This window comes from Mesorhizobium sp. B2-3-12 (genome assembly GCF_006442205.1).
Lineage (GTDB): Bacteria > Pseudomonadota > Alphaproteobacteria > Rhizobiales > Rhizobiaceae > Mesorhizobium.
Genome location: NZ_VFVR01000008.1, coordinates 19,824 through 41,578, shown reverse-complemented (window position 1 = coordinate 41,578; position 21,755 = coordinate 19,824). Strand labels below are relative to the sequence as shown.

Here is a 21,755-nt window from a genome sequence, read left to right as displayed (position 1 = left end):
CGTATAGTGACGGGAGAAGGAACTAAACCTCACAACCCATCCAGCGGAAATTTCAGATATCGCCGGCCATTGGCTTCCGGCTCCGGCAGCCGCCCGCCATTCATGTTGACCTGCAACGCATGCAGGATCAGCCGCGGCATCGGCAATGTGCGGTCGCGCGCCTCGCGCAGGGCAACGAACTCGGCCTCGGTGCGTGCGGCGACGAGATGGACGTTGGTGGATTTCTGTATCGCCACGGTACTTTCCCACAGTGGCTCGCGGCCACCGGCCTGGTAATCGTGGCCGACGAAGACGCGCGTCTCGTCGGGCAGAGCCAGTATATCCTGGATCGAGCGCCAGAGCCGCGTGGCGCTGCCGCCGGGAAAATCCGTCCTCGCCGTACCGCTGTCGGGCATGAACACCGTGTCATGCACGAAGGCCGCATCCCCGACCACATAGCTGATCGACGCCAGCGTATGCCCGGGCGAAAACAGCACCTTGACCGGAAGGGTTCCGATCCGGAACATCTCGCCCTCGGCGAACAACCTGTCCCACTGCGCGCCGTCGGCGGGAAAATCCGGCCAGTTGTAGATGACCTTCCACAGCGCCTGGACGTCGACGATCCTGTCGCCGATCGCCATCGGCGCTCCGGTCTTCTGTTTCAGGTGATGCGCCGCCGAGAAATGGTCGGCGTGGGGATGGGTATCGAGAATCCACTCCAGCTCCAGCCCGTTTTCCCCAATGAAATCGAGCAAGCCATCCGCGCTCTTCGTACTCGTCGCGCCGGACTTTTCATCGAAGTCGAGGATAGGGTCGATGATGGCGCATCGCTTCGTCGCGGGATCGGCAACGATATACTGGATGGCCCCAGTCGGCTTGTCATGGAAGCCGCTGACCTGCGGCTTCGCCAAAGCTATATCCACGTCCGGCTTCCCCAAGCTTTCCCGGCAGGAAGGATTTTCTCCCCCGGCACCCCACCGGAGCATGGTTGTCCGCCCCGGCGAACCAGTCAAGCATGACTTGGCCCACAGGAGCGGAAAACCCGAAAACCGTTCCGACGCGCTGGCTTCAGGCGGAAGGCTGCTTGGTCTTCCTGAGATAGGGCAGGATGGTGTCGTAGGCGCCGAAGCGCTTGATGGCATCCTCGTTGGAAACGGCGGCGGTGATGATGACGTCCTCGCCCTGCTTCCAGTTCGCCGGCGTCGCCACCTGGTGCTTGGCGGTGAGCTGCATGGAATCGACCGCGCGCAGGATCTCGTCGAAGTTGCGCCCCGTCGTCATCGGATAGGTCAGCACCAGCTTGATCTTCTTGTCCGGTCCAATGACGTAGACCGAGCGCACGGTGGCGTTGTCGGCGGGCGTGCGGCCTTCCGAGGTCTCACCGGCGCCGCCTGGCAGCATGTCATAGAGCTTGGCGACCTTGAGGTCCTTGTCGCCGATCAGCGGATAATGCACCGAATGGCCGGTCGCCGTCTTGATGTCGTCCTGCCATTTGCCATGGCTTTCGACCGGGTCGACCGAAATGCCGATGATCTTGACGTTGCGCTTCTTGAACTCGCCCTCGAGCCCCGCCATCGTGCCAAGCTCGGTCGTGCAGACCGGCGTAAAATTCTTCGGATGGCTAAACAGGATCGCCCAGCCGTCGCCGATCCAGTCATGGAATTTGATGGCTCCCTGCGTCGTCTCGGCGGTGAAGTCCGGCGCGATATCGTTGATACGAAGACTCATGACCTATCCCTACCCCTTGTGAAATGTAGCCGGCATTCTTTCAGCCGCCCGGCCCCGGCGCCTAGTCGTAGCACCGCTGCATGACGGATTAAAAGCTGGAGATGACGGCTATTCGGCCGGCGGGTAAAAATTTTTCCCCGCTGCCGGGGATCGAGGCGAAAAATAAGGCGTGATCTCGGGCAGGAGACAAACGGCGGGATCGGCGAGGCTTCAGGCCTTGTTGATTGCCAGCGTCGCCGTCAGATCCTCCATGCGTTGCGCCAGGGCGCCAAGCGCGTTGGTCAGCACGCTGTCGCTCTTGTCGGCCTTGGTCAGCGCCTCGTCGCGCGTCTTGCGCAGGGTCAGCACTTCGCTTTCCATGCCCTTGACGCGCTTCTGCAGTTCGGAAAGCTCGTCCATCACCATGATGCCGGCCATGACGGTCAGCCGCTGGTCGCCGATCTCGCCAAAAGAATCCTTCAGATGGGAAACGTAGCGGTCGAAGCGCTCGGCGAGATCGATCAGATGCTCTTCCTGGCCCTCATCGCAGGCCATGCGGTACTGCTTGCCGTCGATTGAAACCGTGACCTGTGCCATCGGGCCAGCTCCTATCTGTCCAACACGGCGCGGATGGTTTCCATCGCGGTCACCAGCCGTCGCGAGACTTCCTTGTTGGCGTCTTCCAGGCGTTCGGCGCGGGCTTCGGAATTGTCGAGCTCCTGCGCCAGCCGCGAGCGATCGGCATTCATCCGCTGCACCTCGGCCTCGGCTTCCGAATAGTCGCGTTCATGCTTGAGCTTGGCCGCGACGGCGTTTTCCAGCCCCTCGATGGCCTTGCTCAGCCTGGCGATCACTTCCTTGAGCGTGGTTTCCCCGGTCATGGCCTTCGTCCTGTGCCCTGCCCATCACCGAATCGTTCGCGTTCAGAACGCGTTATGTCGGAAACATTAGGCACCGGGTGAAGGCGACGTCAACAAAGCTCTCGCGACTGTCCCCCGCTAACGCTAAAGTAGGCCCGCCGACGGCATCACAAGACCGGCAAATCTGCACCCGATTTGTTGACTAAAAGCCCGCGCCTGCTATGTGTCGCGCACCCTTTTCAAGGGCTCTCCCAAGCCCGCAAACCCCCACCTCGGAGGAACCATGACGTCGCGTGTACAACATGACCGGATGGCCAATGCGATCCGCTTTCTCTCCATGGACGCCGTCGAGAAGGCTCAGTCCGGCCATCCCGGCCTGCCGATGGGCTGCGCCGATATCGCCACGGTGCTGTTCACGCGCTTCCTGAAATACGACCCCAAGGCCCCGCACTGGGCCGATCGTGACCGCTTCATCCTGTCGGCCGGCCATGGTTCGATGCTGCTCTACTCGCTGCTCCATCTGACCGGCTACGAAGACATGACCATCGACCAGATCAAGCACTTCCGCCAGTTGGGCTCGAAGACCGCCGGCCATCCCGAATATGGCCACGCCACCGGCATCGAGACCACGACCGGCCCGCTCGGCCAGGGCCTCGCCAATTCGGTCGGTTTCGCGCTCGGCGAGCGCATCATGAACGCCGCCTTCGGCAACGACCTTGTCGACCACTACACCTATGTGCTGGCCGGCGACGGCTGCCTGATGGAAGGTGTTTCCCAGGAAGCCATCGCGCTTGCCGGCCACCTCAAGCTCAACAAGCTGATCGTCTTCTGGGACAACAACAACATCTCGATCGACGGTCCGGTGTCGCTGGCCGACAACACCGACCAGGTCGCGCGCTTCCAGGCCTCCGGCTGGAACGCCAGCCATATCGACGGCACCGACCCGGAAGCGATTGCCTATGCCATCGAGGCGGCGCGCCATTCCGACAAGCCGACGATGATCGCCTGCAAGACGACCATCGGCTTCGGCGCCCCGACCAAGGCCGGCACCAACAAGGCGCACGGCTCGCCGCTCGGCGCCGACGAGATCGCCGGCGCGCGCAAGTTCTTCAACTGGGACTCGCCGCCCTTCGAAATCCCCGCCGACATCCTCGACGCCTGGCGTACCGCCGGCAAGGCCGGCGCCAAGCCGCGCACCGACTGGGAAGGCCGCCTCGCCAAGGCCGATCCGAAGCTGAAGGCCGAGTTCGAGCGCCGCCTTGCCGGCAAGCTGCCGGCAAATTTCGACGCCGTCATCGCCGACTACAAGAAGAAGCTCTCGGCCGACAAGCCGAAGGTCGCCACCCGCAAATCCTCGGAAATGGCGCTGGAGGTCATCAACGGCGCTGTGCCCGAGACCATCGGCGGCTCGGCCGATCTGACCGGCTCCAACAACACCAAGACCAGCCAGACCAAGAACATCACACCGGACGACTACGGCCAGCGCTATGTCCATTACGGCATCCGCGAGCATGGCATGGCGGCCGCGATCAACGGCTTGACGCTACATGGCGGCCTCATCGCCTATGGCGGCACCTTCATGTGCTTCTCCGATTACGCTCGTCCGTCGATGCGGCTTGCCTCGCTGATGGGCATCCGCTCGATCTTCGTCATGACCCATGATTCCATTGGTCTGGGCGAAGACGGCCCGACCCACCAGCCGGTCGAGCACATGGCGGCATTGCGCGCCATCCCCAACCATAACGTCTTCCGTCCGGCCGACGCGGTGGAAACCGCCGAATGCTGGCAGATCGCGCTCGAATCCGAAAAGACGCCGTCGACCCTGGCGCTGACCCGGCAGAACCTGCCGACCGTGCGCACCGAGTTCACCGAAAAGAACCTCAGCAGCCAGGGCGCCTATGAACTCGCCGGCGCCAGCGGTGAAGCCGCGGTGACGATCTTCGCCACCGGTTCCGAGGTCGAGATCGCGCTCGGCGCCCGCGACCTCCTGGAGAAGCATGGCCATCCGACCCGCGTCGTCTCGGTGCCTTGCTTCGAGCTGTTCGATCAGCAGAGCGACGCTTATCGCAAGAAGACGATCGGCAACGCGCCGGTCAAGATGGCGATCGAGGCCGGCATCCGCCAGGGTTGGGATCATCTCATCGGCTCGGACGGCATCTTCATCGGCATGACCGGTTTCGGCGCCTCGGGCACCATCGAGCAGCTCTATCCGCATTTCGGCATCACCGCCGATGCGGCCGCCAAGGCGGCGGAAGCCCGCCTGCACGGCAAATAAGGGCTGGTTCCCACGCCATGACGTCGTCCCCGGGGCGACGTCATGGGCCTGGACCAACCTAATCGATTTAAATCCATGCCCTCGATGGCTGGATTCTTCGCCCGTCCGCCGCTATGAAGCTGCGGACCAATCGTCTGCCTTCCAGCTCCCAGGGAGAGAACAATGACCGTCAGAGTTGCCATCAACGGATTTGGCCGCATCGGCCGCAACATCCTGCGCGCCATCCATGAATCCGGCCGCAAGGACATCGATGTCGTCGCCGTCAACGATCTCGGCCCGGTCGAGACCAACGCCCACCTGCTGCGCTACGACAGCGTGCACGGCCGCTTCCCGCATGAAGTGTCGGTTTCCGGCGACCAGATCACCGTCGGCAAGGAAAAATTCAAGGTCACCGCGATCAAGGATCCGACCCAGTTGCCGTGGAAGGAACTCGGGGTCGACATCGCGCTCGAATGCACCGGCATCTTCACCGCCCGCGACAAGGCCGCCGCGCACCTGACCGCCGGCGCCAAGCGCGTGCTGGTCTCGGCGCCCGCCGACGGCGCCGACCTGACCGTCGTCTACGGCATCAACCACGACAAGCTGACCAAGGACCACATCGTCATCTCGAACGCGTCCTGCACCACAAACTGCCTGGCGCCGCTGGCGGCCGTCCTGCACGAGACGGTCGGCATCGAAAAGGGCATGATGACGACGATCCATTCCTACACGGGAGACCAGCCGACGCTGGACACCATGCACAAGGATCTCTACCGCGCCCGCGCCGCCGCCCTGTCGCAGATTCCGACCTCGACCGGCGCCGCCAAGGCGATAGGCCTCGTCCTGCCCGACCTCAAGGGCAAGCTCGACGGCATCTCGATCCGCGTGCCGACCCCCAACGTCTCCGTCGTCGACTTCAAGTTCATCGCCAAGCGCGCGACCACGGTGCAGGAGATCAACGAAGCGGTGATCGCTGCTTCCAACGGCAAGCTGAAGGGCATCCTCGGCGTCACCCATCATCCGAACGTGTCGATCGACTTCAACCACGATCCGCGCTCTTCGATCCTGGCGCTCGACCAGACCAAGGTGATGGACGGCAACTTCGTCTCGGTGCTGTCGTGGTACGACAATGAGTGGGGCTTCTCCAACCGCATGGGCGACACCGCGGTCGCGTTCGGCAAGACCATCGCCTGATTCAGGATCCGTCTTCTCGACACTTGAAACGCCCGGCTTCGTCCGGGCGTTTTCGTTTGCCGAAGCAGCAACGCGAAAATCAGCGGCGCGGGGCAAAAAACCACCCTCCCGCCTTGCACTGGTCACGCCTTCGCCCCACTCTCCCGTAAAGCCAGCAGGCAGAGGAATTCGAGGGGCAAATCACGGATGGAGCATGCGATCTATCTCGTTACGCTGGTCGGCACGGCGCTGGTTGTCGCCGCCGCGTTTTCGAGCCTGATCGCCTTCCGCTTCGGCGCCCCGCTGCTGCTCCTGTTTCTGTGCATCGGGCTCGCCACCGGAACCGACGGCCTCGGCATCCAGTTCGACAATGCCCGTATCGCCTATTTTGCCGGCTCACTGGCGCTCGCCGTCATCCTCTTCGATTCCGGCTTCGGCACGCCGCTCAACGCCTTGCGGCAGGCGGCCGGGCCGGCCCTGTCGCTGGCGACCTTCGGCGTGCTTCTCACCACCGGACTGTTCGGCGCCGCCGCCTATTATCTGCTCGACCTCAGCTGGCTGGAATCCTTCCTGCTCGGCGCCGCCGTCGCCTCGACCGACGCGGCGGCGGTGTTCTTCCTGCTGCGCGCCGGCGAGATCAATCTGCGCGAGCGCGTGCGCTCCACGCTTGAGGTGGAATCCGGCACCAACGATCCGATCGCCATCTTCCTGACCATCACGCTGGTCGAGATCATCGCCGCCCACGCCAATCCCGAAGCCAATGTCCTGGTCACCAATCTGATCCTCGGCTTCCTCGTCAACATGGGCCTCGGCGCCATCGTCGGCGCGCTTGGCGGCCTCGCCATCGTGCGCCTGGTCGATCGGCTCAACCTCGACCATGGCCTGCTGCCGATCTTCGTGCTGACCCTGTCGCTGATGGTCTTTGCCGCCGCCGGCGCGATTGGCGGCTCCGGCTTCCTGGCGGTCTATATAGCCGGCCTGATCGCCGGCAATTCCGACATCCGCGCCGTCACCATTCTGAAGCGCTTCCAGGACGGCATGTCGTGGCTGGCGCAGATCATCATGTTCCTCATCCTCGGCCTGTTCGCGACGCCTTCGCAATTTCCGGCGATCATGGTGCCTGCGATAACGCTTGGCCTTTTCCTGATGTTCATTGCCCGCCCTGTCGCCGTGTGGCTCTGCCTGATCCCATTCCGCCTGCCGCGTCCCGAAGTTGCCTTCGTCTCTTGGGTCGGCCTGCGCGGCGCCGTCTCGATCCTGCTCGCCATCACGCCACTGCTCGGAGGGCTGGAGAACGGCCGCACCATCTTCAACGCCGCTTTCATCATCGTTCTGGTGTCGCTGGTCATCCAGGGCTGGACCGTCGGCCCGCTGGCGCGTCGCCTCGGCCTGATCGTGCCGGCGCGGCTCGGACCGCTGGACAAGGTCGAGCTGGAACTGCCCGGCTCCGCCCATCACGAACTCCTTGCCTATCGTGTCGCGCCGGGCAGCCCCGTAGCGCGCGGCGAGCGCATCCCGCGCTGGGCGCGGCCCTCGCTGGTGCTGCGCGACGGCCGCTCTATGCGTTTCCAGGACATGGGCCGGCTCGCAGCCGGCGACCAGGTCTACATCTTCGTGCCCGACCGCTATCCGCGCCTGCTCGACAAGCTGTTCGCCAGCCGGGCGGTCGTCGACCCGGAGGATGCCGATTTCTTCGGCGCGTTCGCCGTCGACCCGGCTCGCTCCGCCGCCGAACTGGAAGCCGCCTACGCGCCCGGTCTCACCGAGGCGGAGCAGAAACAGACCGTCGGCGCGCTGGTCACGGCGCGGCTCGGCGGCCATGCCGAATATGCCGACCGCGTGCTGCTCGGCCCGATCGAACTGATTGTGCGCGACGTCGACGACAAGGGCAAAATCACCGGGCTCGGCCTGTCCTTCGAGCCGACCGCGCCGGTGGCACGCGTGCCGGTCTTCCTCAGCGCCGGCGAGATGGGCGACCGTCTGAGTGCCTTTATCCGCAACTGGCGCAAACCGGCCGAGGCGCGGGTGACGACAGGGACGGAGGTCCCCGAGCCTGCGGTCGAGAAGGCGTCGACCGAAAGCTGACAGGACGATCGTTTGCACAGCTTGACATATGCCGGTTGGTCTTCACGGACTATGTTCCCGCCCGTCTCAAAATTTCGCATCCGACCCCGGCCAAAGCCTTGCATCGTCATTGATGCGAGGTATGGTCCCGGCGATTTCTAATGCATGTCGCCCAAAAGTGACCTCGGTTTGGGAGAACGACATGCATCAAAACAACGATCTGAAGCGCGTCGCATGAATCGGCTTCGACGCGACACGCTTTAAGGGAAAGGGACCGGCATGGCTGCCTTCAAGACTCTGGACGATATCGGCAACATCAGCGGCAAGCGCGTGCTGGTTCGCGTCGATCTGAACGTTCCCGTCGCCGACGGCAAGGTCACCGACGCCACCCGCATCGAGCGCATCGCGCCGACCATCGCCGAATTGTCCGGCAAGGGCGCCAAGGTCATCCTGCTTGCCCATTTCGGTCGACCAAAGGATGGCCCCTCGCCCGAATTCTCGCTGGAGCCGATCGCCAAAGCCACCGCGCAGGTGCTCGGCCGCCCCGTCGGCTTCGCCTCGGATTGCGTCGGCGACACGGCGGGCAGCGCTGTCGCCGCCATGGACAAGGGCGACGTGCTGCTCTTGGAAAACACCCGCTTCTACAAGGCCGAGGAGAAGAACGACCCCGCCTTTACCGAACGGCTCGCCGCCAATGGCGACATCTTCGTCAACGACGCCTTTTCGGCGGCCCACCGGGCGCACGCCTCGACGGAAGGTCTGGCGCGCCTGTTGCCCTCCTTTGCCGGCCGCACCATGCAGGCCGAACTCGAAGCGCTGGAGAAGGGCCTGGGCAATCCGGTGCGTCCGGTGGTCGCCATTGTCGGCGGCGCCAAGGTCTCGACCAAGATCGACCTGTTGATGAACCTGGTGAAGAAGGTCGACGCGCTGGTCATCGGCGGCGGCATGGCCAACACCTTCCTCGCCGCGCGCGGCACCGATGTCGGCAAGTCGCTGTGCGAGCATGATCTTGCCCCGACCGCCAAGCAGATCATGATCGAGGCGGCCGAGGCCGGCTGCGCCATCATCCTGCCGGTCGACGGGGTCGTCGCCAGGGAATTCAAGGCGGGTGCGGCCTGCGAGACCGTCGCCATCTCCGACGTGCCGGCCGATGGCATGATCCTCGATGTCGGCGAGAAGACCGTGACGACGATCGGCGAGTGGATCGACCGTGCCGCGACGCTGGTCTGGAACGGTCCGCTCGGCGCCTTCGAGATCGAGCCGTTCGACCACGCGACGGTGGCGGCGGCCAAGCACGCGGCGGCGCGCACCAATGCCGGCAAACTGGTCTCCGTCGCCGGCGGCGGCGATACGGTGGCCGCCCTCAACCACGCCGGTGTCGCCGACGATTTTACTTATGTCTCGACCGCCGGCGGCGCCTTCCTGGAGTGGATGGAAGGCAAGCCGTTGCCCGGCGTCGACGTGCTGAAGCGCTGAGTCCTGTAGGCGCCCCCGGCAATCCGATCAACTCAAGGAGAGCCGGCGGCGGCGCCGGCGACTTTCAATCGATTCGAGCTTCCCGGCGCCATTCCTTTGGCGGTAGAGTTCCGTTAAGCGCGGAACAGACCCTTGAGGAGAAACAAAATGAGCGAACGTCTCGAAGACATTGCCGCCGCGATCGTGGCCAACGGCAAGGGCCTGCTGGCCGCCGACGAAAGCTCCGGCACCATCAAGAAGCGCTTCGACGTCATCGGCGTCGAATCGACCGCCGACAGCCGCCGCGACTACCGCGAGATGATGTTCCGCGCCAAGGACGCGATGACCAAGTACATTTCCGGCGTGATCCTCTATGACGAGACCATCCGCCAGAAGGCCGCCGACGGTACGCCGCTGGTCGATATCATCAAGGCGGCAGGCGCCATCCCCGGCATCAAGGTGGATGCCGGCGCCAAGCCGCTGGCCGGCTTTCCCGGCGACACCATCACCGAGGGCCTCGACGGCCTGCGCGAGCGCCTTGCCGACTATTATAAACTCGGCGCCCGCTTCGCCAAATGGCGCGCGGTGATCGACATCGACACTGCCAAGGGCGTGCCGTCGGCGACTTCCATCGGTTCCAACACCCACGCGCTGGCCCGCTACGCCGCCCTTTGCCAGGAAGCCGGCATCGTGCCGATCGTCGAACCGGAAGGGCTGATGGACGGCGCCCATTCGATCGACACGTGCTACGAGATCAGCAAGATGACTTTGCTTAAGCTCTACAACGAGCTCTACGCGGCACGCGTGGTTCTGGAAGGCACGATTTTGAAGCCCAACATGGTGCTGTCGGGAAAGAAGTCGGGCACGGTGGACAGTCCCGAAAAGGTCGCCGAAATGACCATAAAACTGTTCCGCGAGACAGTGCCGGCGGCGGTGCCGGGCATCGCCTTCCTCTCCGGCGGCCAGGAGGACGAGGAGGCGACCGCCAACCTCAACGCCATCAACGCCATCGGTCCGCATCCGTGGAAGCTGACCTTCTCCTATGGCCGCGCGCTGCAGGCCGCGCCGCAGAAGGCCTGGAGCGGCAAGGCCTCGAACATCGCCGCCGGCCAGGCCGCCTTCACCCACCGCGCCCACATGAATTATCTCGCCGCGCTCGGAAAATGGCAGCCAGCCTTGGAAACGGCCGCCTGAACCAGCCTCTCTTTTCGCAACCGGACCCGGGCCATGTGCCCGGGTTTTGTTTGCAGCACCCAAGGATTGGGCCAGAGCTTGGGATAGCGCCCGACCATCCTTATGTCCTCTCCGGTGTTTTCGGCGGCGATGTCGGATTACGCCCATCCCGAACGTCCTTGGGGGTGATCGACAGGGAGAGGCATATGCATCGCAACAAGGTCGTTTCGCGTGAAGACTGGTTTCTGGCGCACAAGGCCCATCTGGCCCGGGAGAAGGAACTGACCCGGCTTCGCGAGCGTGTCGCGGCGGAGCGGCGTGAATTGCCTTGGCTGAAGATCCGGAAGGACTATGTCTTCGAGACGGAGCAGGGACCGAGGAAGCTGGCCGATCTCTTCGCCGGCCGCAGCCAGTTGATCGTCTACCATTTCGTGTTCGCGCCGGGCTCGACGCATCACTGTGAGAGCTGTGCCTTCGTCGCCGACCACATCGATGGGGCCAACCAGCACCTCAGGCATCATGACGTGTCGCTTGTCGTGATCGCGCGCGCGCCGCTCGCCGAGCTGCTGCCTTACAAGCAGCGCATGGGCTGGAAATTCGACTGGATGTCATCCTACGCCTCGGATTTCAACTTCGACATGCAGGTGTCCTTCACCGACCGGCAGCTCGCGTCGGGCGAAGCTGTCTACAATTTCCAAACACCTGTCACGACGTCGAAGGATCTGCCCGGCACCACCGTCTTCTACAGGGACGAGACCGGCGACATTTTCCTGACCTTCATGTCGCGCGCTCGCGGCAGCGAGCAGTTCATCGGCGCTTATCAATATCTCGACATGGCGCCGAAAGGCCGGGACGAACCCGGTCCCTACAGGACATCGATGGATTGGGTACGACTACACGACGAGTACGAAAACAGGTCGCGGTCTGGCGGCGCATGACCGAAGGTCATCTCCGGGTGATGCAGCAATCCGTTCACCCCGGCCGCAACATGCGCTAAGGCTGCCGCTGGTCATTTTACGGTTAGTCCATGCGTTTCCCGACCATCCTCACCTGGCTCGCTTTCCCCGTCTATGTCTGGCAGGGTTTGGGCGTGCGTCGCCGCACTTCGCGCATGCTGCCGGCGCAGGGACCGGTCATGCATGAGATCGCGGGCAAGGCCCCGGTGATCTCGCTGCTGGTGCTGGGTGATTCCTCCGCCGCGTCGGTCGGCATCGGCAATTCCGAAAACGGCCTTGCCGCGCAGCTCGCCACGCTGATTGCGCAGCGCACCGGCAGCGCCGTGCGCTGGCGCGCCGCCGGCTTCAATTCGGCGACATCGGGCCAGATCCGCGACCATGTGCTGCCCAACCTGTCGGCTGATCCGTGGACACATATCGTGCTCGCCATCGGCACCAACGACACCAAGAATTTCCATTCCGTGCCGCGCTTCAAGAAGGAGTTCGGCGGCCTGCTCTACGCGTTGCGCGCCAAATGGCCGGAGGCGCGCGTTGTCTGGTCGCCGGTGCTGGAGTTCACGCGGGCGCCGGCCATGCCGTCGCTGCTCGGCGAGATCCTCGAAATCCGTGCCACAGCGATGAACCGGATGGGTGAACGGCTGTGCTTGGAACGCGGCGCGCTGCCGGCGCCACGCCTGCCGATCACCAATCCCGAAGCCGGTTTTGCCTCCGACGGGTTTCATGCCTCGGAGGCCGGCTACCGGGCCTGGGCCGAGCATCTCGTCGGCCCCGCGCTTGGAGACTGAAAGCCGACGGTAGGTGCTGGCCTATGTCAGATGCCCGAGCACGGCCGCCAGCGAGATCGCCGCCATGGCGAGCAGCGCCAGCTTCCAGAAATCGCCGCGACGCTTGAGCCCGGGCCAGCCGAGCGGCTTGATCAGCTGGATGACCATGAACCCGACGATGACAAGGGCGAGGAGTTTCGTCATGCCGCCTTTGACCAGCAACGCCGCCACCTGTCAAAGCGGTTCGTTCGGTCTCCGGAAAGAAAAGACGCCGCGATCCCGAACCGGGACGCGGCGCCGCTTTAACCGCGCAGCGATCTACTTCAGCGGCTTGAGGCCGGCCTCGATCGAAGCACGCTTCGGTTCGAGGAAGGGCGGCAGGGCGAGGCTTTCCCCCAGCGTTTCCAGCGGCTCGTCGGCGGTGAAACCCGGCCCGTCGGTGGCGATCTCGAACAGGATGCCGTTCGGCTCGCGGAAATAGAGCGAGCGGAAATAGTAGCGCTCGACCTCGCCGCTCGACGGCAGCCGGAATTCCGCCAGGCGCGCCGTCCATTGATGCAGCGTCTCCTGGTCGGGCGCCCTGAAGGCGACGTGGTGAACCGCACCGGCGCCCTGCCTTGCAGGTTCCAGCCCAGGCTGCACGGCGACATGAAGCTCCGCCGCCGGCCCGCCCGCGCCCATTTCGAACACGTGGACCTGGCCCTCGCCGTCGGGCGAGGCATAGTCGCGTATCTTGCGCATGTTCATCACTTTGGTCAGCACCGCCTCGGTGTTGGTGCTGTCGGGGACACTGATGACGATCGGCCCGAGCCCGCGGATCTGATGTTCGGCCGGCACCGGGCTTTGCGCCCAGGGATGGCTGCCGCCCCGTCCGCCATCGCTGACGAGCCGCAGCCGCTGGCCTTCGGGGTCCTCGAAATCCAGCGATTTGTAGCCGCCGATATCGGCAATATCGCCTGTCACAATGCCTTCGCTGGCAAGGTGCTGCTTCCACCAAGCAAGGCTCTCCTCGCCGCCGACCCTGAGGCTGGTCCGCGCGATACTGTGCGTGCCGCGCCGTTCGCGGCCGATTGGCCAATCGAAGAAAGTCAGGTCGGTGCCCGGCGTTGCCTCGCCGTCGGCATAAAAGAGGTGATAGGCCGAGGTGTCGTCCTGGTTTACCGTCTTCTTGACCAGCCGCAGGCCCAGTACCTTGGTGTAGAAATGAAGATTGCCGGGCGCATTGGCCGTGATGGCAGTCAGATGGTGTAGCCCTGTCAGTTGCATGCTCATGGTCGTCTCCCTTGTTTTTGGGGAAGAAATCTTCTCCCTCCATATCAGAACTCCGGTCACGCCGCTGAAGGCCGCTTATCCCGACAGTCCGTCATCCGAGGATGAACAATACGACCTCGATTAGCTCTCTCCGAGTGAACAATCCGCGACCGCTTGCCGCGTCACGACAGGAACGGAACTGCCATCGCTGGAGCTGACATCCTCCTGACAGACTGCTGTCAGGAGGGGTATGCGATACTGCCTCCAGTTAGAGAGAGGAGACAGGTCATGAACGGTTACACCATTCTGCGTGGCATGCAGCACTATGTCGGCAAGATCCGCACGATGCGCAACGAGATCCGCACCCAGCGGTTCATGAACGCGCTGCCCGCCGACATTCGCAAGGATATCGGCTGGCCCGACATGTATGCCCGAGCGTCGCCATCACGGCAATTGAGGCAGAATTTTCAAGCCGGCGGTTGGAGGCTGATCCGTCAGCACCCAGATATCAGGTCCGGCGCGCGAGGGATGGAGCGAGCTCATGCCCGACAGCAAGACAATCGGCTTTCTTTTCATCGAGGGTTTCGCCGACTGGGAATATGGGCTTCTGGCGGCCTCGGCGGTTGAATGGTTCGAGGCCCGGGCGGTGTCCTTGACGCCTGGCGGCAAGCCGGTGACCGGAATCAGCGGCTTTCGACTAACACCGGACCGCTCGGCCAGCGTTGATGAGAATGCCGATCTCGATGCTATCGCCGTCATCGGTTCCGACCAATGGGCGGCGAAGGCCGCGCCGGATGTCGCTGGATTGCTAAGCGCCGTCGCAACGCGCGACGGTGTGGTCGGCGGCATCTGCGCCGGGACGCTGGCCCTGGCCCGCGCCGGCCTTTTCGAGAACGCCAGGCACACCAGCAACGGCCGTGACTGGATCAACCGCCACGAAGCCGGCTATGCCGGCGACGGCAATTATCAGGACGTACCGCATGCCGTGGCCGATGGCAAAATCGTGTCCGCGCCGGGTTCGGCGCCCGGCACCTTTGCCCTTGCCTTTTTGCAATCGCTCTATCCCGAAAAAAGCAGCGATCTCGCGCGGATGCGGGCGCTGTTCGCCAAGGAATATGCTGAAGCCTCCTGACAGTATGCTGTCAGGAGCGGCGTGCGATGGTGACAATGCGCATGGCCGGCCGAGAGGACGATCGATGAAAAGCTGGAACGACAGGCTGAACACGCCTGGTATCAATGGCGTGAAACCAACGCCGCGCACGATGAGCGACGTCGTCGAGGGCCAGCCGATGCTGGTGCCGACCGCGCGTCAGGTCGATGATTTCATCCGCTCGATCCCCGAAGGCGTCGAGATGGATGTTCGCGCGCTGCGCACCGCGCTGGCCGTCGAGCATGGCGCCGAAGTGACATGCCCGGTCACGATAGGCTATCATCTGCGCACGGTTGCCGAAGCCGCCAACGAGGATCTTGAGCGCGGCATGACGCTGAGCGACGTCGCCCCCTTCTGGCGCGTGCTCGATGAGAAGACGCCGACAACGAGGAAATTGTCCTTTGGCGCGGAATTCGTTGCCGCGCAGCGCAAGCGCGAAGGGCTGAAACCATAATGCATGCCGTTTGGAAGTGGATCCGGTCCGGGAGCCACGGCATGCATAGGGAAAACACTGGGGAAGCAAACGATGCGCCGCGCCGACAGGCTCTTTCAGATCGTGCAGCATCTGCGTGGTGGCCGTCTGGTCACCGCCCAGAAGCTCGGCACATGGCTCGAGGTTTCCGAGCGAACGATCTATCGCGACATAGCCGACCTGCAGTCGACCGGAGTGCCGATCGACGGGGAGGCTGGCGTTGGCTACATGATGAGGGAGGGTTTCGACCTTCCGCCGCTGATGTTCACGCGTGACGAGATCGTGGCGCTGGTCGCCGGCGCCCGTATGGTGCGCGCCTTCGGCGGTGCCGCCATGGCGCGCGCCGCCGACGAGGCGCTGGTCAAGATCGGTGCCGTGTTGCCCGACGCCGAGAAGGACCGCATCGCCCGCACCGAGATCCATACGCCGATGTGGGTGGTCAGCGACGCCGCCCGCGAGGCGATCGACCTGATCGAACGCGCGGTCGAAAAGCGCCAGGTGCTGACCATCGACTATTCCGACGAGGCCGGCCGCGGCACCGCGCGCGACATCAGGCCGCTCGGCCTGTGGTTCTGGGGAAAGGTGTGGACGCTGGTCGCCTGGTGCGAGATGCGCGACGATTTTCGCGCTTTCCGCATCGACCGCATCGCCTCGGTTGTCATCGCCGGCCGCATCTTCAAGCCGGAACGCGGCAAGCAGCTCGCCGATTTCTACCGGGCGGTGGAGCGCAGCGAGGACTACGGCATGGCGCCGGATCGGGCGGCGCGAAGCTGAGGTTTGCCGGATCGCACAAAAAAAGCCCGCTCGAAGCGGGCTTTTTTGTCGAACAGGCGAAAAACAGCCTATTCCTCGTCGTCCGTATCGGTGTCCTTCGACTTGAGCGCCGACAGCTTGGCGAAGACGGCGTTGGCGTCGAGCTCCGCGTCCTCGTCCTTCGGCTTCTCCGGCGCCGGCACCAACCGCTCGGTCAATGCCGCCGGCAGTAGCGTGTCGCCGACCGGCTGCGCCTGTTCGCGGCCACGCGAGGCGCGGTTTACTTCCATGTCGAGGTCGATCTGCGAGGCGAGACCCAGCGTCACCGGGTCCATCGGCTGCAGATTGGCTGAATTCCAATGCTTGCGTTCGCGGATCTGCTCGATCGTCGACTTGGTGGTGCCGACGAGGCGCGAAATCTGCGCGTCCTTGAGTTCGGGATGATTGCGCACCAGCCACAGGATGGCATTCGGCCGATCCTGGCGCTTCGACAGGGGCGTGTAGCGCGGGCCCTTGCGCTTGGATTCCGGCACCCGCACCTTGGGGTCGGAAAGCTTCAGGCGCTGGTTCGGGTCTTTCTCGGCGCGCGCGATCTCGTCGCGGGTCAGCTGGCCGGTCATGATCGGGTCCATGCCCTTGATGCCTTGCGCCGATTCGCCGTCGGCGATCGCCTTGACCTCAAGCGGATGCAGCCCGCAGAACTGCGCGATCTGCTCGAAGGAGAGCGCGGTGTTGTCGACCAGCCAGACGGCGGTCGCCTTGGGCATCAGCAGCGTATTGGCCATGTGCAAAAATCCTTCTCGTTCGCCCGCGTTCCCGCGCGGGCGGTGGTTTAGAGCCACCAAAATGGGAAATTCGCGGCCTGTATAACCGTTCCCTGCCTGCTTCGCAACGTTTTTGGATACACCCGCCTGAACCGCGCACCGGTCGCTAGCGGAATGGCTCCGTGCCCTTGAGCAGCGCGACAAGCTGGCTCTGTTGGCGTGTTCCGGTCTTGGCGAATATCCGTTCGAGATAGGTTCGCCCGGTCTTTACGGTGATGTTGGCGCTTGCCGCCGCCTCCATCAGGGTTCGCCCTTGCGAAAGCGCCGAAGCCAGGCGCGCCTCGGCTGGCGTCAGGTCGAACAGTCCGGTGAGCAGCGTTGGCGACGGCACCATGGAACTGGCGTTCACCGCCGTCGCCGCGACCAGGATGTCGGCACCCGAGAATATCTCGTGTGCGGAACGGCGCAGCGGCAGAACATGAAGGATCAGTGGCGACCTGTCGGCGGCGGCCGGAACGGGGATGGACCGTACCGAGGGTTCGGTTTCCCCGCGCGCGGCCAGGACGGCCTGCTGAAACAGGCGATTGGCATCAGCATCGGCGATTGCCATGCCGCCAAAAGCGACCGGCAGGAAGATCGAGCCCATGCTCTCGAACAGCGTATTGGCAGCGAGCACATACCCCCTCGACGAGAGAATGGCCGCCGGCAGCCCCATGGCGGTCATGACGGCAACGGTTCCCTTGGCGCGCTCCAGACCAAGCCGTGCGGCGATCAGGCTGGCGCGCGCCATGGCCGGCCGCAGACTATCGAGCACATCGAAACTCGCCGCGTCGTAGCGGCCCCCGCCAAGCTTGCGCTGGAAGACAAAGATAGCCAGTTCGCCGCTCGGCATCGGGATCGCGGTACAGGTATGCGCGCCAATCCCGAGCGCGCGCAGACGAACCCGGATCGGATCGTTCTCGATTTCCTCGGCTGTCAGGAAACCTTCGACATCGACGAAACTCGCCGGCTGTACCGCGCACATGCGCGAGACCGCCGTGGAGAACTGCAGCGTATCGCCCAGAAGGAATTCGCTCAGCAACTCCTGCAGCAGCGGCACCGTCCTTCCGCGTACCGGCTGCTCATCGGCAAACAGGAACACGGCGCCGCCCACCGATGCGGATACGCTATTTATGCCTTCCAGCACCTCCGGCCATAGGTCCGGAACGAAAGCAGCCTCGTAGATCTTGTCGTTAAGATCATCCAACATGGGCGTGGAAGCCTCTGGCGATGCCTGTCTGCCGGCGTGATGACCACGCCCTCACGCAGCCGCCGGTCCCCGCGCGGCAAGATGCCATGTTGAAAACAGAGGTCAAGCCGCCTGATGCTTGACAGGGATGACAGTGGCTCAAGCCGACTACCCCCAAAAGACAAAACCCGCCGGACAGGGTCCAGCGGGCTCGGAACCGGCGACGACAAGCGTGCGCGGCGGCTCTGCATTGCGACCCCTGCCTTGCGGCGGGGTCGCGCTTGCAATCAGATCGCCTGGCGGGCGATCCGTTCGATGTCGGCGCGGTTGATGCCGAGGTCGCTGAGCTGACGTGCGTTGAGGCGGTTCAACTCGCGAACGGTCTCGTTGTACATGCGCCAGTTACGAAAAGCGCGGATCGGGTTCATGGTAGTCCTCCTGAATTGGGTTCGTTTCGATGATGCTCAAATAGTGATCATCGATGAGGACTTGAACGGCTGATTTTGCATGGCAATGATGCAAATGCTGCATTGCACCATTAAGCTTCTGTTCATCTTGTGGGCAGGGGACGACGGGCGCTGAACCCGGCCGTGTCGAGATTCAGGTCAGGCCGAGCCGAGAATGGTGGCTTCCGAGAACCGGAGCGGAGTACTTAAAGTACGTGAGCACCGGCCTACGCCGGCCGAAGCCTTATCTTACTCCCTCGCCACTATCATGAATGCTTCGGCCGGCGAAGGCCGGAAGCGCAGGAGGCCGCCTTTCGCAGGCCGGCCTCGCCTGAATATTGGCACGTCCTAGCCGACGTCGAGCACGATCTTGCCGATATGATCCCCGTCCTCCATCCGCTCGTGCGCGCGCCAGGCATCGGTGAGTGGGTAGATCATGTCCATGACCGGCGCCACCTTGCGGGTGCCCAGCAGAGGCCACACCTGCGCCTCCAGCGCCGCCGCGATCGCCGCCTTGAATTCGACGGTGCGCGGCCTCAGCGTCGAACCCGTATGGGTCAGCCGCTTGACCATGATCTTGGAAAAGTCGGCGCTCGCCACAGCGCCGGCCTGGACGGCGATCTGCACGATACGGCCCTCGACCGCCGCGGCCTCGTAATTTCGCTGGACATAATCGCCGCCGACCATGTCGAGGATGACATTGGCGCCCCGGCCTTCGGTCGCCTCCTTGACGGCGGCGACGAAATCCTGCTCGCGATAGTTGATTGCCCGGTCGGCGCCGAGTTTCAGGCAGGCGTCGCATTTCTCCTTGCTGCCGGCGGTGGTGATGACATAGGCGCCGAAGGCCGAGGCAAGCTGGATCGCCGTGGTGCCGATGCCCGACGAGCCACCATGCACCAGCAGCGTCTCACCCTTCTTCAGCCCGCCCCGCTCGAACACATTGTGCCAGACGGTGAAGTAGTTTTCCGGCACCGCCGCCGCCTCGGTGTGGGTAAAGCCGGCCGGCAGCGGCAACACGCTGCCGGCATGCACCTTGACATATTCGGCATAGGCGCCGCCGGGCGTGAGCGCGCAGACCCGCTCCCCGATGCGCCAGCGCGATATCTCGTCGCCAAGGGCCGCCACCTCACCCGAGGCTTCAAGGCCCGGCAGGTCCGATGCGCCGGGCGGTGGTGGATAGGCGCCCTTGCGCTGCTGGACGTCGGGCCGGTTGACGCCGGCGACATGCACCTTGATCAGGATTTCGCCGGGGCCGGGCAGCGGCACGTCGCGCGTCTCCGGCTTCAACACCCGCGGCCCGCCCGGTTCCGAGATCGCGATCGCCGTCATCCGTGCCGGAATTTTCTGTCCGCTCGCCATGAAGTTTCCCGTCTTTCCTCGCCAGCTTTTACCGGCTGTTTGCATCGACACCTCTGCCCTATGTATGCTGATTGCCAAATCAGGCAAATGGCCAATCTGGTCTGGCGGAGGAGGAGCGACGATGGCGATCTTCGACGACGAACCCAAGAAAAAGGCACGCCCGCACGAGATCGGGCAGGATCTGTCGCTGCTGTCCGTCGATGAACTGTCCGAGCGCATCGGCATTCTGCGCGACGAGATCGCCCGGCTTGAGGCCGAACGCGAGACCAAGGACAAGACCAAGTCGGCCGCCGAGGCGCTGTTCCGCCGTGGATAATTGCTGACGTGGCCGTCCGCCGCCGAAAAGCCCGAATACGACTGTCTTCAAACCTGCGTCCCTCCCAGCCCTCAGCCGGATCAAAAAATGCTCGCAGCCTACAGACCGATTCTTTCCCTGCTTCGCGGCACCGCCTTCCTTCTGGCGGCATCGGGACTGCACGGGCTGCTGTTGCCGCTGCGCGGTCAGGTGGAAGGGTTCTCGACCGCTTCGCTCGGCCTGATGGGCACGGCCTGGGCCGGCGGCTTCGTCACCGGCTGTTTCTTCGCGCCGCGCATCGTGCGCCGTGCCGGACATGTGCGCGCCTTCGGTGCCTTTGCCGCGTCCGGCGCCATCGTGGCGTTGCTGACCGGCCTGGTCATCGATGAATATGTCTGGATCCTGCTGCGCGCCTTCACCGGTTTCACCATGGCCGGCGCCTTCATGGTCATCGAGAGCTGGCTGAACGAGAAGGCCACCAACGAAAACCGCGGCACCGTGTTCGGCCTCTATATGATGGTCACCTATGCCTCGATCATGGGCGGCCAGATGATCGTCGCCGGCGGCGACGTGAAATCGGCGTCGCTGTTCATGATCACGGGGATCCTGTTCTGCCTGTCGCTGATCCCGACCGCCGTGTCGACGGCATCGCATCCCAAGCCGCTGCAGGACGTCAAGCTCGACGTCAAGGGGCTCTACGCCAACTCGCCGGTGTCGGCGATCGCCTGCCTCCTGATCGGCATCGCCAACGGCGCCTGGGGCACGCTTGGCGCGGTCTACGGCGCCCGTATCGGCATTTCCACGGCCGAGATCGCCTTGATGATGAGCCTGGTGGTCGTCGCCGGGGCCGCAATGCAGCTTCCGGCCGGGCGCCTCTCCGACAAGACCGACCGGCGCTTCGTGCTGGCCGGTGCCGCCTTCGGTGCAGCGCTGTTCGCGCTCCTGATCTTCCTGTTCGAACCGCGCTCCGGCGTCTTCGTCATCGTCTTCACCGCCGCCTACGGCGCTTTCGCCTACACGCTCTATTCGATCGCCGTGGCGCATGCCAACGATCACGCGCGGTCGGAGGATTTCGTCAAGGTCTCCGGGGGTCTGCTGCTGCTTTACGGCTTCGGCACCATGATCGGCCCTTTGCTGGCCGCCGCCCTGATGAGCTGGATGCGCCCGGAAGGCCTGTTCCTGGCCACCGCCTTCGCGCATCTGTCGCTGGCGGGCTACACGCTGCTGCGCATCAGCCGCCGCGCGCCGGTGCCGATCGAGGATCGCGATGCCTTCAAGACACAGCCGGCCGACCGCTCGGTGACCCCAGAAGCATTGCGGCTCGATCCGAGAAGAAAAGCAGAAGCAAACAGTTGAGATTTGAAAAACTTTGCCTCACAAATGAGGCATGATGTTTTCCGACGCCTTCATGGCGATCGCCGATCCCAATCGGCGCCATCTTCTGGAAGAACTTCGACGCGGTCCGAAGACCGTCAACGAGTTGGCGTCCGGGTTGCCCGTCTCACGCCCGGCCGTATCGCAGCATCTGAAAGTGTTGCTCGACGCTGGATTGGTCAACGCCAAGGCTGAAGGCACAAGGCGTGTCTATACGGTGAGCAACGCGGGTTTCCTGAAACTCAACATCTGGCTCGATCAATTCTGGGAAGCTTGAC

Annotated in this window: 24 protein-coding genes; 14 read left to right on the top strand and 10 right to left on the bottom strand. The window is 63.9% G+C overall.

All coding sequences use genetic code 11. The features are described from left to right. Positions 1–29: 29 nt before the first annotated feature. The 4 genes from FJ948_RS21675 to FJ948_RS21660 all read right to left on the bottom strand — a co-directional run bounded on the left by FJ948_RS21675 (position 30) and on the right by FJ948_RS21660 (position 2,567). Complete coding sequence (locus tag FJ948_RS21675; RefSeq protein ID WP_140707992.1) at positions 30–902, bottom strand: MBL fold metallo-hydrolase; 873 nt, start codon at positions 900–902, stop codon at positions 30–32. A 145-nt stretch (positions 903–1,047) separates the two neighbouring features. Beyond that, entirely contained in the window at positions 1,048–1,707 is a 660-nt protein-coding gene (locus tag FJ948_RS21670) for a peroxiredoxin (protein ID WP_140707991.1), read from the bottom strand. Positions 1,708–1,917: 210 nt separating this feature from the next. Beyond that, a complete protein-coding gene (locus FJ948_RS21665; protein WP_056575728.1) occupies positions 1,918–2,283 on the bottom strand; it encodes a cell division protein ZapA in 366 nt (121 codons plus the stop codon). Positions 2,284–2,294: 11 nt separating this feature from the next. Then, positions 2,295–2,567, bottom strand: coding sequence for a DUF4164 domain-containing protein (locus FJ948_RS21660; protein WP_140707990.1), 273 nt, complete (start codon positions 2,565–2,567; stop codon positions 2,295–2,297). A gap of 262 nt (positions 2,568–2,829) precedes the next feature. On the opposite strand from FJ948_RS21660, the gene tkt reads away from it, so the two are divergent. The 7 genes from tkt (at position 2,830) to FJ948_RS21625 (ending at position 12,406) form a co-directional block, all read left to right on the top strand. Next, positions 2,830–4,821: a transketolase gene (gene tkt, locus FJ948_RS21655; RefSeq protein WP_140707989.1), complete on the top strand. Its 1,992-nt coding sequence runs from the start codon at positions 2,830–2,832 to the stop codon at positions 4,819–4,821. Between the two features lie 162 nt (positions 4,822–4,983). Further along, positions 4,984–5,994 carry a type I glyceraldehyde-3-phosphate dehydrogenase gene (gene gap / locus FJ948_RS21650; protein ID WP_140707988.1) on the top strand — a complete coding sequence of 337 codons (1,011 nt, stop codon included), beginning with the start codon at positions 4,984–4,986 and terminating at the stop codon, positions 5,992–5,994. A gap of 186 nt (positions 5,995–6,180) precedes the next feature. Further along, positions 6,181–8,058 (top strand): potassium/proton antiporter, encoded by a 1,878-nt coding sequence (locus FJ948_RS21645; protein WP_140707987.1) that lies wholly within the window; start codon positions 6,181–6,183, stop codon positions 8,056–8,058. A 258-nt stretch (positions 8,059–8,316) separates the two neighbouring features. Next, a complete protein-coding gene (locus FJ948_RS21640) occupies positions 8,317–9,513 on the top strand; it encodes a phosphoglycerate kinase (RefSeq protein WP_140707985.1) in 1,197 nt (398 codons plus the stop codon). A 147-nt stretch (positions 9,514–9,660) separates the two neighbouring features. Beyond that, complete coding sequence (locus FJ948_RS21635; RefSeq protein WP_140707983.1) at positions 9,661–10,686, top strand: class I fructose-bisphosphate aldolase; 1,026 nt, start codon at positions 9,661–9,663, stop codon at positions 10,684–10,686. A 185-nt stretch (positions 10,687–10,871) separates the two neighbouring features. Further along, the gene (locus FJ948_RS21630) at positions 10,872–11,603 is read left to right on the top strand and encodes a thioredoxin family protein (protein WP_140707982.1); all 732 of its coding nucleotides are present in this window, start codon (positions 10,872–10,874) and stop codon (positions 11,601–11,603) included. A gap of 89 nt (positions 11,604–11,692) precedes the next feature. Next, the gene (locus tag FJ948_RS21625; protein ID WP_140707980.1) at positions 11,693–12,406 is read left to right on the top strand and encodes an SGNH/GDSL hydrolase family protein; all 714 of its coding nucleotides are present in this window, start codon (positions 11,693–11,695) and stop codon (positions 12,404–12,406) included. Between the two features lie 21 nt (positions 12,407–12,427). On the opposite strand, the gene FJ948_RS21620 is transcribed toward FJ948_RS21625, so the two are convergent. Both FJ948_RS21620 and FJ948_RS21615 read right to left on the bottom strand, forming a co-directional pair. Next, positions 12,428–12,589 (bottom strand): hypothetical protein, encoded by a 162-nt coding sequence (locus FJ948_RS21620; protein ID WP_140707978.1) that lies wholly within the window; start codon positions 12,587–12,589, stop codon positions 12,428–12,430. Between the two features lie 114 nt (positions 12,590–12,703). Continuing rightward, on the bottom strand, positions 12,704–13,657 hold the full coding sequence (locus tag FJ948_RS21615) for a ring-cleaving dioxygenase (RefSeq protein ID WP_140707976.1): 954 nt from the start codon (positions 13,655–13,657) through the stop codon (positions 12,704–12,706). A gap of 267 nt (positions 13,658–13,924) precedes the next feature. Between FJ948_RS21615 and FJ948_RS30345 the strand changes: the two genes are divergently transcribed. From FJ948_RS30345 to FJ948_RS21595, 4 genes are all read left to right on the top strand, one after another. After that, a complete protein-coding gene (locus tag FJ948_RS30345) occupies positions 13,925–14,263 on the top strand; it encodes a hypothetical protein (protein ID WP_181173786.1) in 339 nt (112 codons plus the stop codon). After that, positions 14,178–14,768, top strand: coding sequence for a DJ-1/PfpI family protein (locus FJ948_RS21605; protein ID WP_140707974.1), 591 nt, complete (start codon positions 14,178–14,180; stop codon positions 14,766–14,768). Before FJ948_RS30345 ends, FJ948_RS21605 begins: the two co-directional genes overlap by 86 nt. A gap of 64 nt (positions 14,769–14,832) precedes the next feature. Then, positions 14,833–15,240, top strand: coding sequence for a hypothetical protein (locus tag FJ948_RS21600; RefSeq protein ID WP_140707972.1), 408 nt, complete (start codon positions 14,833–14,835; stop codon positions 15,238–15,240). Between the two features lie 72 nt (positions 15,241–15,312). Next, positions 15,313–16,032 (top strand): YafY family protein, encoded by a 720-nt coding sequence (locus FJ948_RS21595; protein ID WP_013529238.1) that lies wholly within the window; start codon positions 15,313–15,315, stop codon positions 16,030–16,032. Between the two features lie 68 nt (positions 16,033–16,100). On the opposite strand, the gene FJ948_RS21590 is transcribed toward FJ948_RS21595, so the two are convergent. The 4 genes from FJ948_RS21590 to FJ948_RS21575 form a co-directional block, all read right to left on the bottom strand. Continuing rightward, positions 16,101–16,796, bottom strand: coding sequence for a DUF1013 domain-containing protein (locus FJ948_RS21590; protein WP_015315358.1), 696 nt, complete (start codon positions 16,794–16,796; stop codon positions 16,101–16,103). 145 nt (positions 16,797–16,941) lie between these two features. Then, positions 16,942–18,024: a helix-turn-helix transcriptional regulator gene (locus FJ948_RS21585; RefSeq protein ID WP_140707970.1), complete on the bottom strand. Its 1,083-nt coding sequence runs from the start codon at positions 18,022–18,024 to the stop codon at positions 16,942–16,944. A 266-nt stretch (positions 18,025–18,290) separates the two neighbouring features. Beyond that, a complete protein-coding gene (locus FJ948_RS21580; RefSeq protein ID WP_064987068.1) occupies positions 18,291–18,431 on the bottom strand; it encodes a DUF1127 domain-containing protein in 141 nt (46 codons plus the stop codon). A gap of 366 nt (positions 18,432–18,797) precedes the next feature. Next, the gene (locus FJ948_RS21575; protein ID WP_140707968.1) at positions 18,798–19,808 is read right to left on the bottom strand and encodes an NAD(P)H-quinone oxidoreductase; all 1,011 of its coding nucleotides are present in this window, start codon (positions 19,806–19,808) and stop codon (positions 18,798–18,800) included. A gap of 121 nt (positions 19,809–19,929) precedes the next feature. On the opposite strand from FJ948_RS21575, the gene FJ948_RS21570 reads away from it, so the two are divergent. The 3 genes from FJ948_RS21570 to FJ948_RS21560 all read left to right on the top strand — a co-directional run bounded on the left by FJ948_RS21570 (position 19,930) and on the right by FJ948_RS21560 (position 21,754). Further along, a complete protein-coding gene (locus FJ948_RS21570; RefSeq protein ID WP_140707966.1) occupies positions 19,930–20,124 on the top strand; it encodes a DUF1192 domain-containing protein in 195 nt (64 codons plus the stop codon). A gap of 87 nt (positions 20,125–20,211) precedes the next feature. Then, entirely contained in the window at positions 20,212–21,459 is a 1,248-nt protein-coding gene (locus FJ948_RS21565) for an MFS transporter (protein ID WP_140707964.1), read from the top strand. Positions 21,460–21,490: 31 nt separating this feature from the next. Then, positions 21,491–21,754, top strand: coding sequence for a metalloregulator ArsR/SmtB family transcription factor (locus tag FJ948_RS21560; protein WP_140707962.1), 264 nt, complete (start codon positions 21,491–21,493; stop codon positions 21,752–21,754). Position 21,755 lies beyond the last annotated feature (1 nt).

What these genes read in the sequence shown, in the direction of transcription:
- FJ948_RS21580 (WP_064987068.1), bottom strand. Translation starts at nt 18,431, where the DNA reads ATGAACCCGATCCGCGCTTTTCGTAACTGGCGCATGTACAACGAGACC.
- FJ948_RS21605 (WP_140707974.1), top strand. Translation starts at nt 14,178, where the DNA reads ATGCCCGACAGCAAGACAATCGGCTTTCTTTTCATCGAGGGTTTCGCC.
- FJ948_RS21670 (WP_140707991.1), bottom strand. Translation starts at nt 1,707, where the DNA reads ATGAGTCTTCGTATCAACGATATCGCGCCGGACTTCACCGCCGAGACG.
- FJ948_RS21615 (WP_140707976.1), bottom strand. Translation starts at nt 13,657, where the DNA reads ATGAGCATGCAACTGACAGGGCTACACCATCTGACTGCCATCACGGCC.
- FJ948_RS21585 (WP_140707970.1), bottom strand. Translation starts at nt 18,024, where the DNA reads ATGTTGGATGATCTTAACGACAAGATCTACGAGGCTGCTTTCGTTCCG.
- FJ948_RS30345 (WP_181173786.1), top strand. Translation starts at nt 13,925, where the DNA reads ATGAACGGTTACACCATTCTGCGTGGCATGCAGCACTATGTCGGCAAG.
- FJ948_RS21590 (WP_015315358.1), bottom strand. Translation starts at nt 16,796, where the DNA reads ATGGCCAATACGCTGCTGATGCCCAAGGCGACCGCCGTCTGGCTGGTC.
- FJ948_RS21570 (WP_140707966.1), top strand. Translation starts at nt 19,930, where the DNA reads ATGGCGATCTTCGACGACGAACCCAAGAAAAAGGCACGCCCGCACGAG.
- FJ948_RS21630 (WP_140707982.1), top strand. Translation starts at nt 10,872, where the DNA reads ATGCATCGCAACAAGGTCGTTTCGCGTGAAGACTGGTTTCTGGCGCAC.
- FJ948_RS21660 (WP_140707990.1), bottom strand. Translation starts at nt 2,567, where the DNA reads ATGACCGGGGAAACCACGCTCAAGGAAGTGATCGCCAGGCTGAGCAAG.
- FJ948_RS21620 (WP_140707978.1), bottom strand. Translation starts at nt 12,589, where the DNA reads ATGACGAAACTCCTCGCCCTTGTCATCGTCGGGTTCATGGTCATCCAG.
- tkt (WP_140707989.1), top strand. Translation starts at nt 2,830, where the DNA reads ATGACGTCGCGTGTACAACATGACCGGATGGCCAATGCGATCCGCTTT.
- FJ948_RS21635 (WP_140707983.1), top strand. Translation starts at nt 9,661, where the DNA reads ATGAGCGAACGTCTCGAAGACATTGCCGCCGCGATCGTGGCCAACGGC.
- FJ948_RS21645 (WP_140707987.1), top strand. Translation starts at nt 6,181, where the DNA reads ATGGAGCATGCGATCTATCTCGTTACGCTGGTCGGCACGGCGCTGGTT.
- FJ948_RS21640 (WP_140707985.1), top strand. Translation starts at nt 8,317, where the DNA reads ATGGCTGCCTTCAAGACTCTGGACGATATCGGCAACATCAGCGGCAAG.
- FJ948_RS21560 (WP_140707962.1), top strand. Translation starts at nt 21,491, where the DNA reads ATGATGTTTTCCGACGCCTTCATGGCGATCGCCGATCCCAATCGGCGC.
- FJ948_RS21600 (WP_140707972.1), top strand. Translation starts at nt 14,833, where the DNA reads ATGAAAAGCTGGAACGACAGGCTGAACACGCCTGGTATCAATGGCGTG.
- FJ948_RS21595 (WP_013529238.1), top strand. Translation starts at nt 15,313, where the DNA reads ATGCGCCGCGCCGACAGGCTCTTTCAGATCGTGCAGCATCTGCGTGGT.
- FJ948_RS21575 (WP_140707968.1), bottom strand. Translation starts at nt 19,808, where the DNA reads ATGGCGAGCGGACAGAAAATTCCGGCACGGATGACGGCGATCGCGATC.
- FJ948_RS21665 (WP_056575728.1), bottom strand. Translation starts at nt 2,283, where the DNA reads ATGGCACAGGTCACGGTTTCAATCGACGGCAAGCAGTACCGCATGGCC.
- FJ948_RS21565 (WP_140707964.1), top strand. Translation starts at nt 20,212, where the DNA reads ATGCTCGCAGCCTACAGACCGATTCTTTCCCTGCTTCGCGGCACCGCC.
- FJ948_RS21625 (WP_140707980.1), top strand. Translation starts at nt 11,693, where the DNA reads ATGCGTTTCCCGACCATCCTCACCTGGCTCGCTTTCCCCGTCTATGTC.
- gap (WP_140707988.1), top strand. Translation starts at nt 4,984, where the DNA reads ATGACCGTCAGAGTTGCCATCAACGGATTTGGCCGCATCGGCCGCAAC.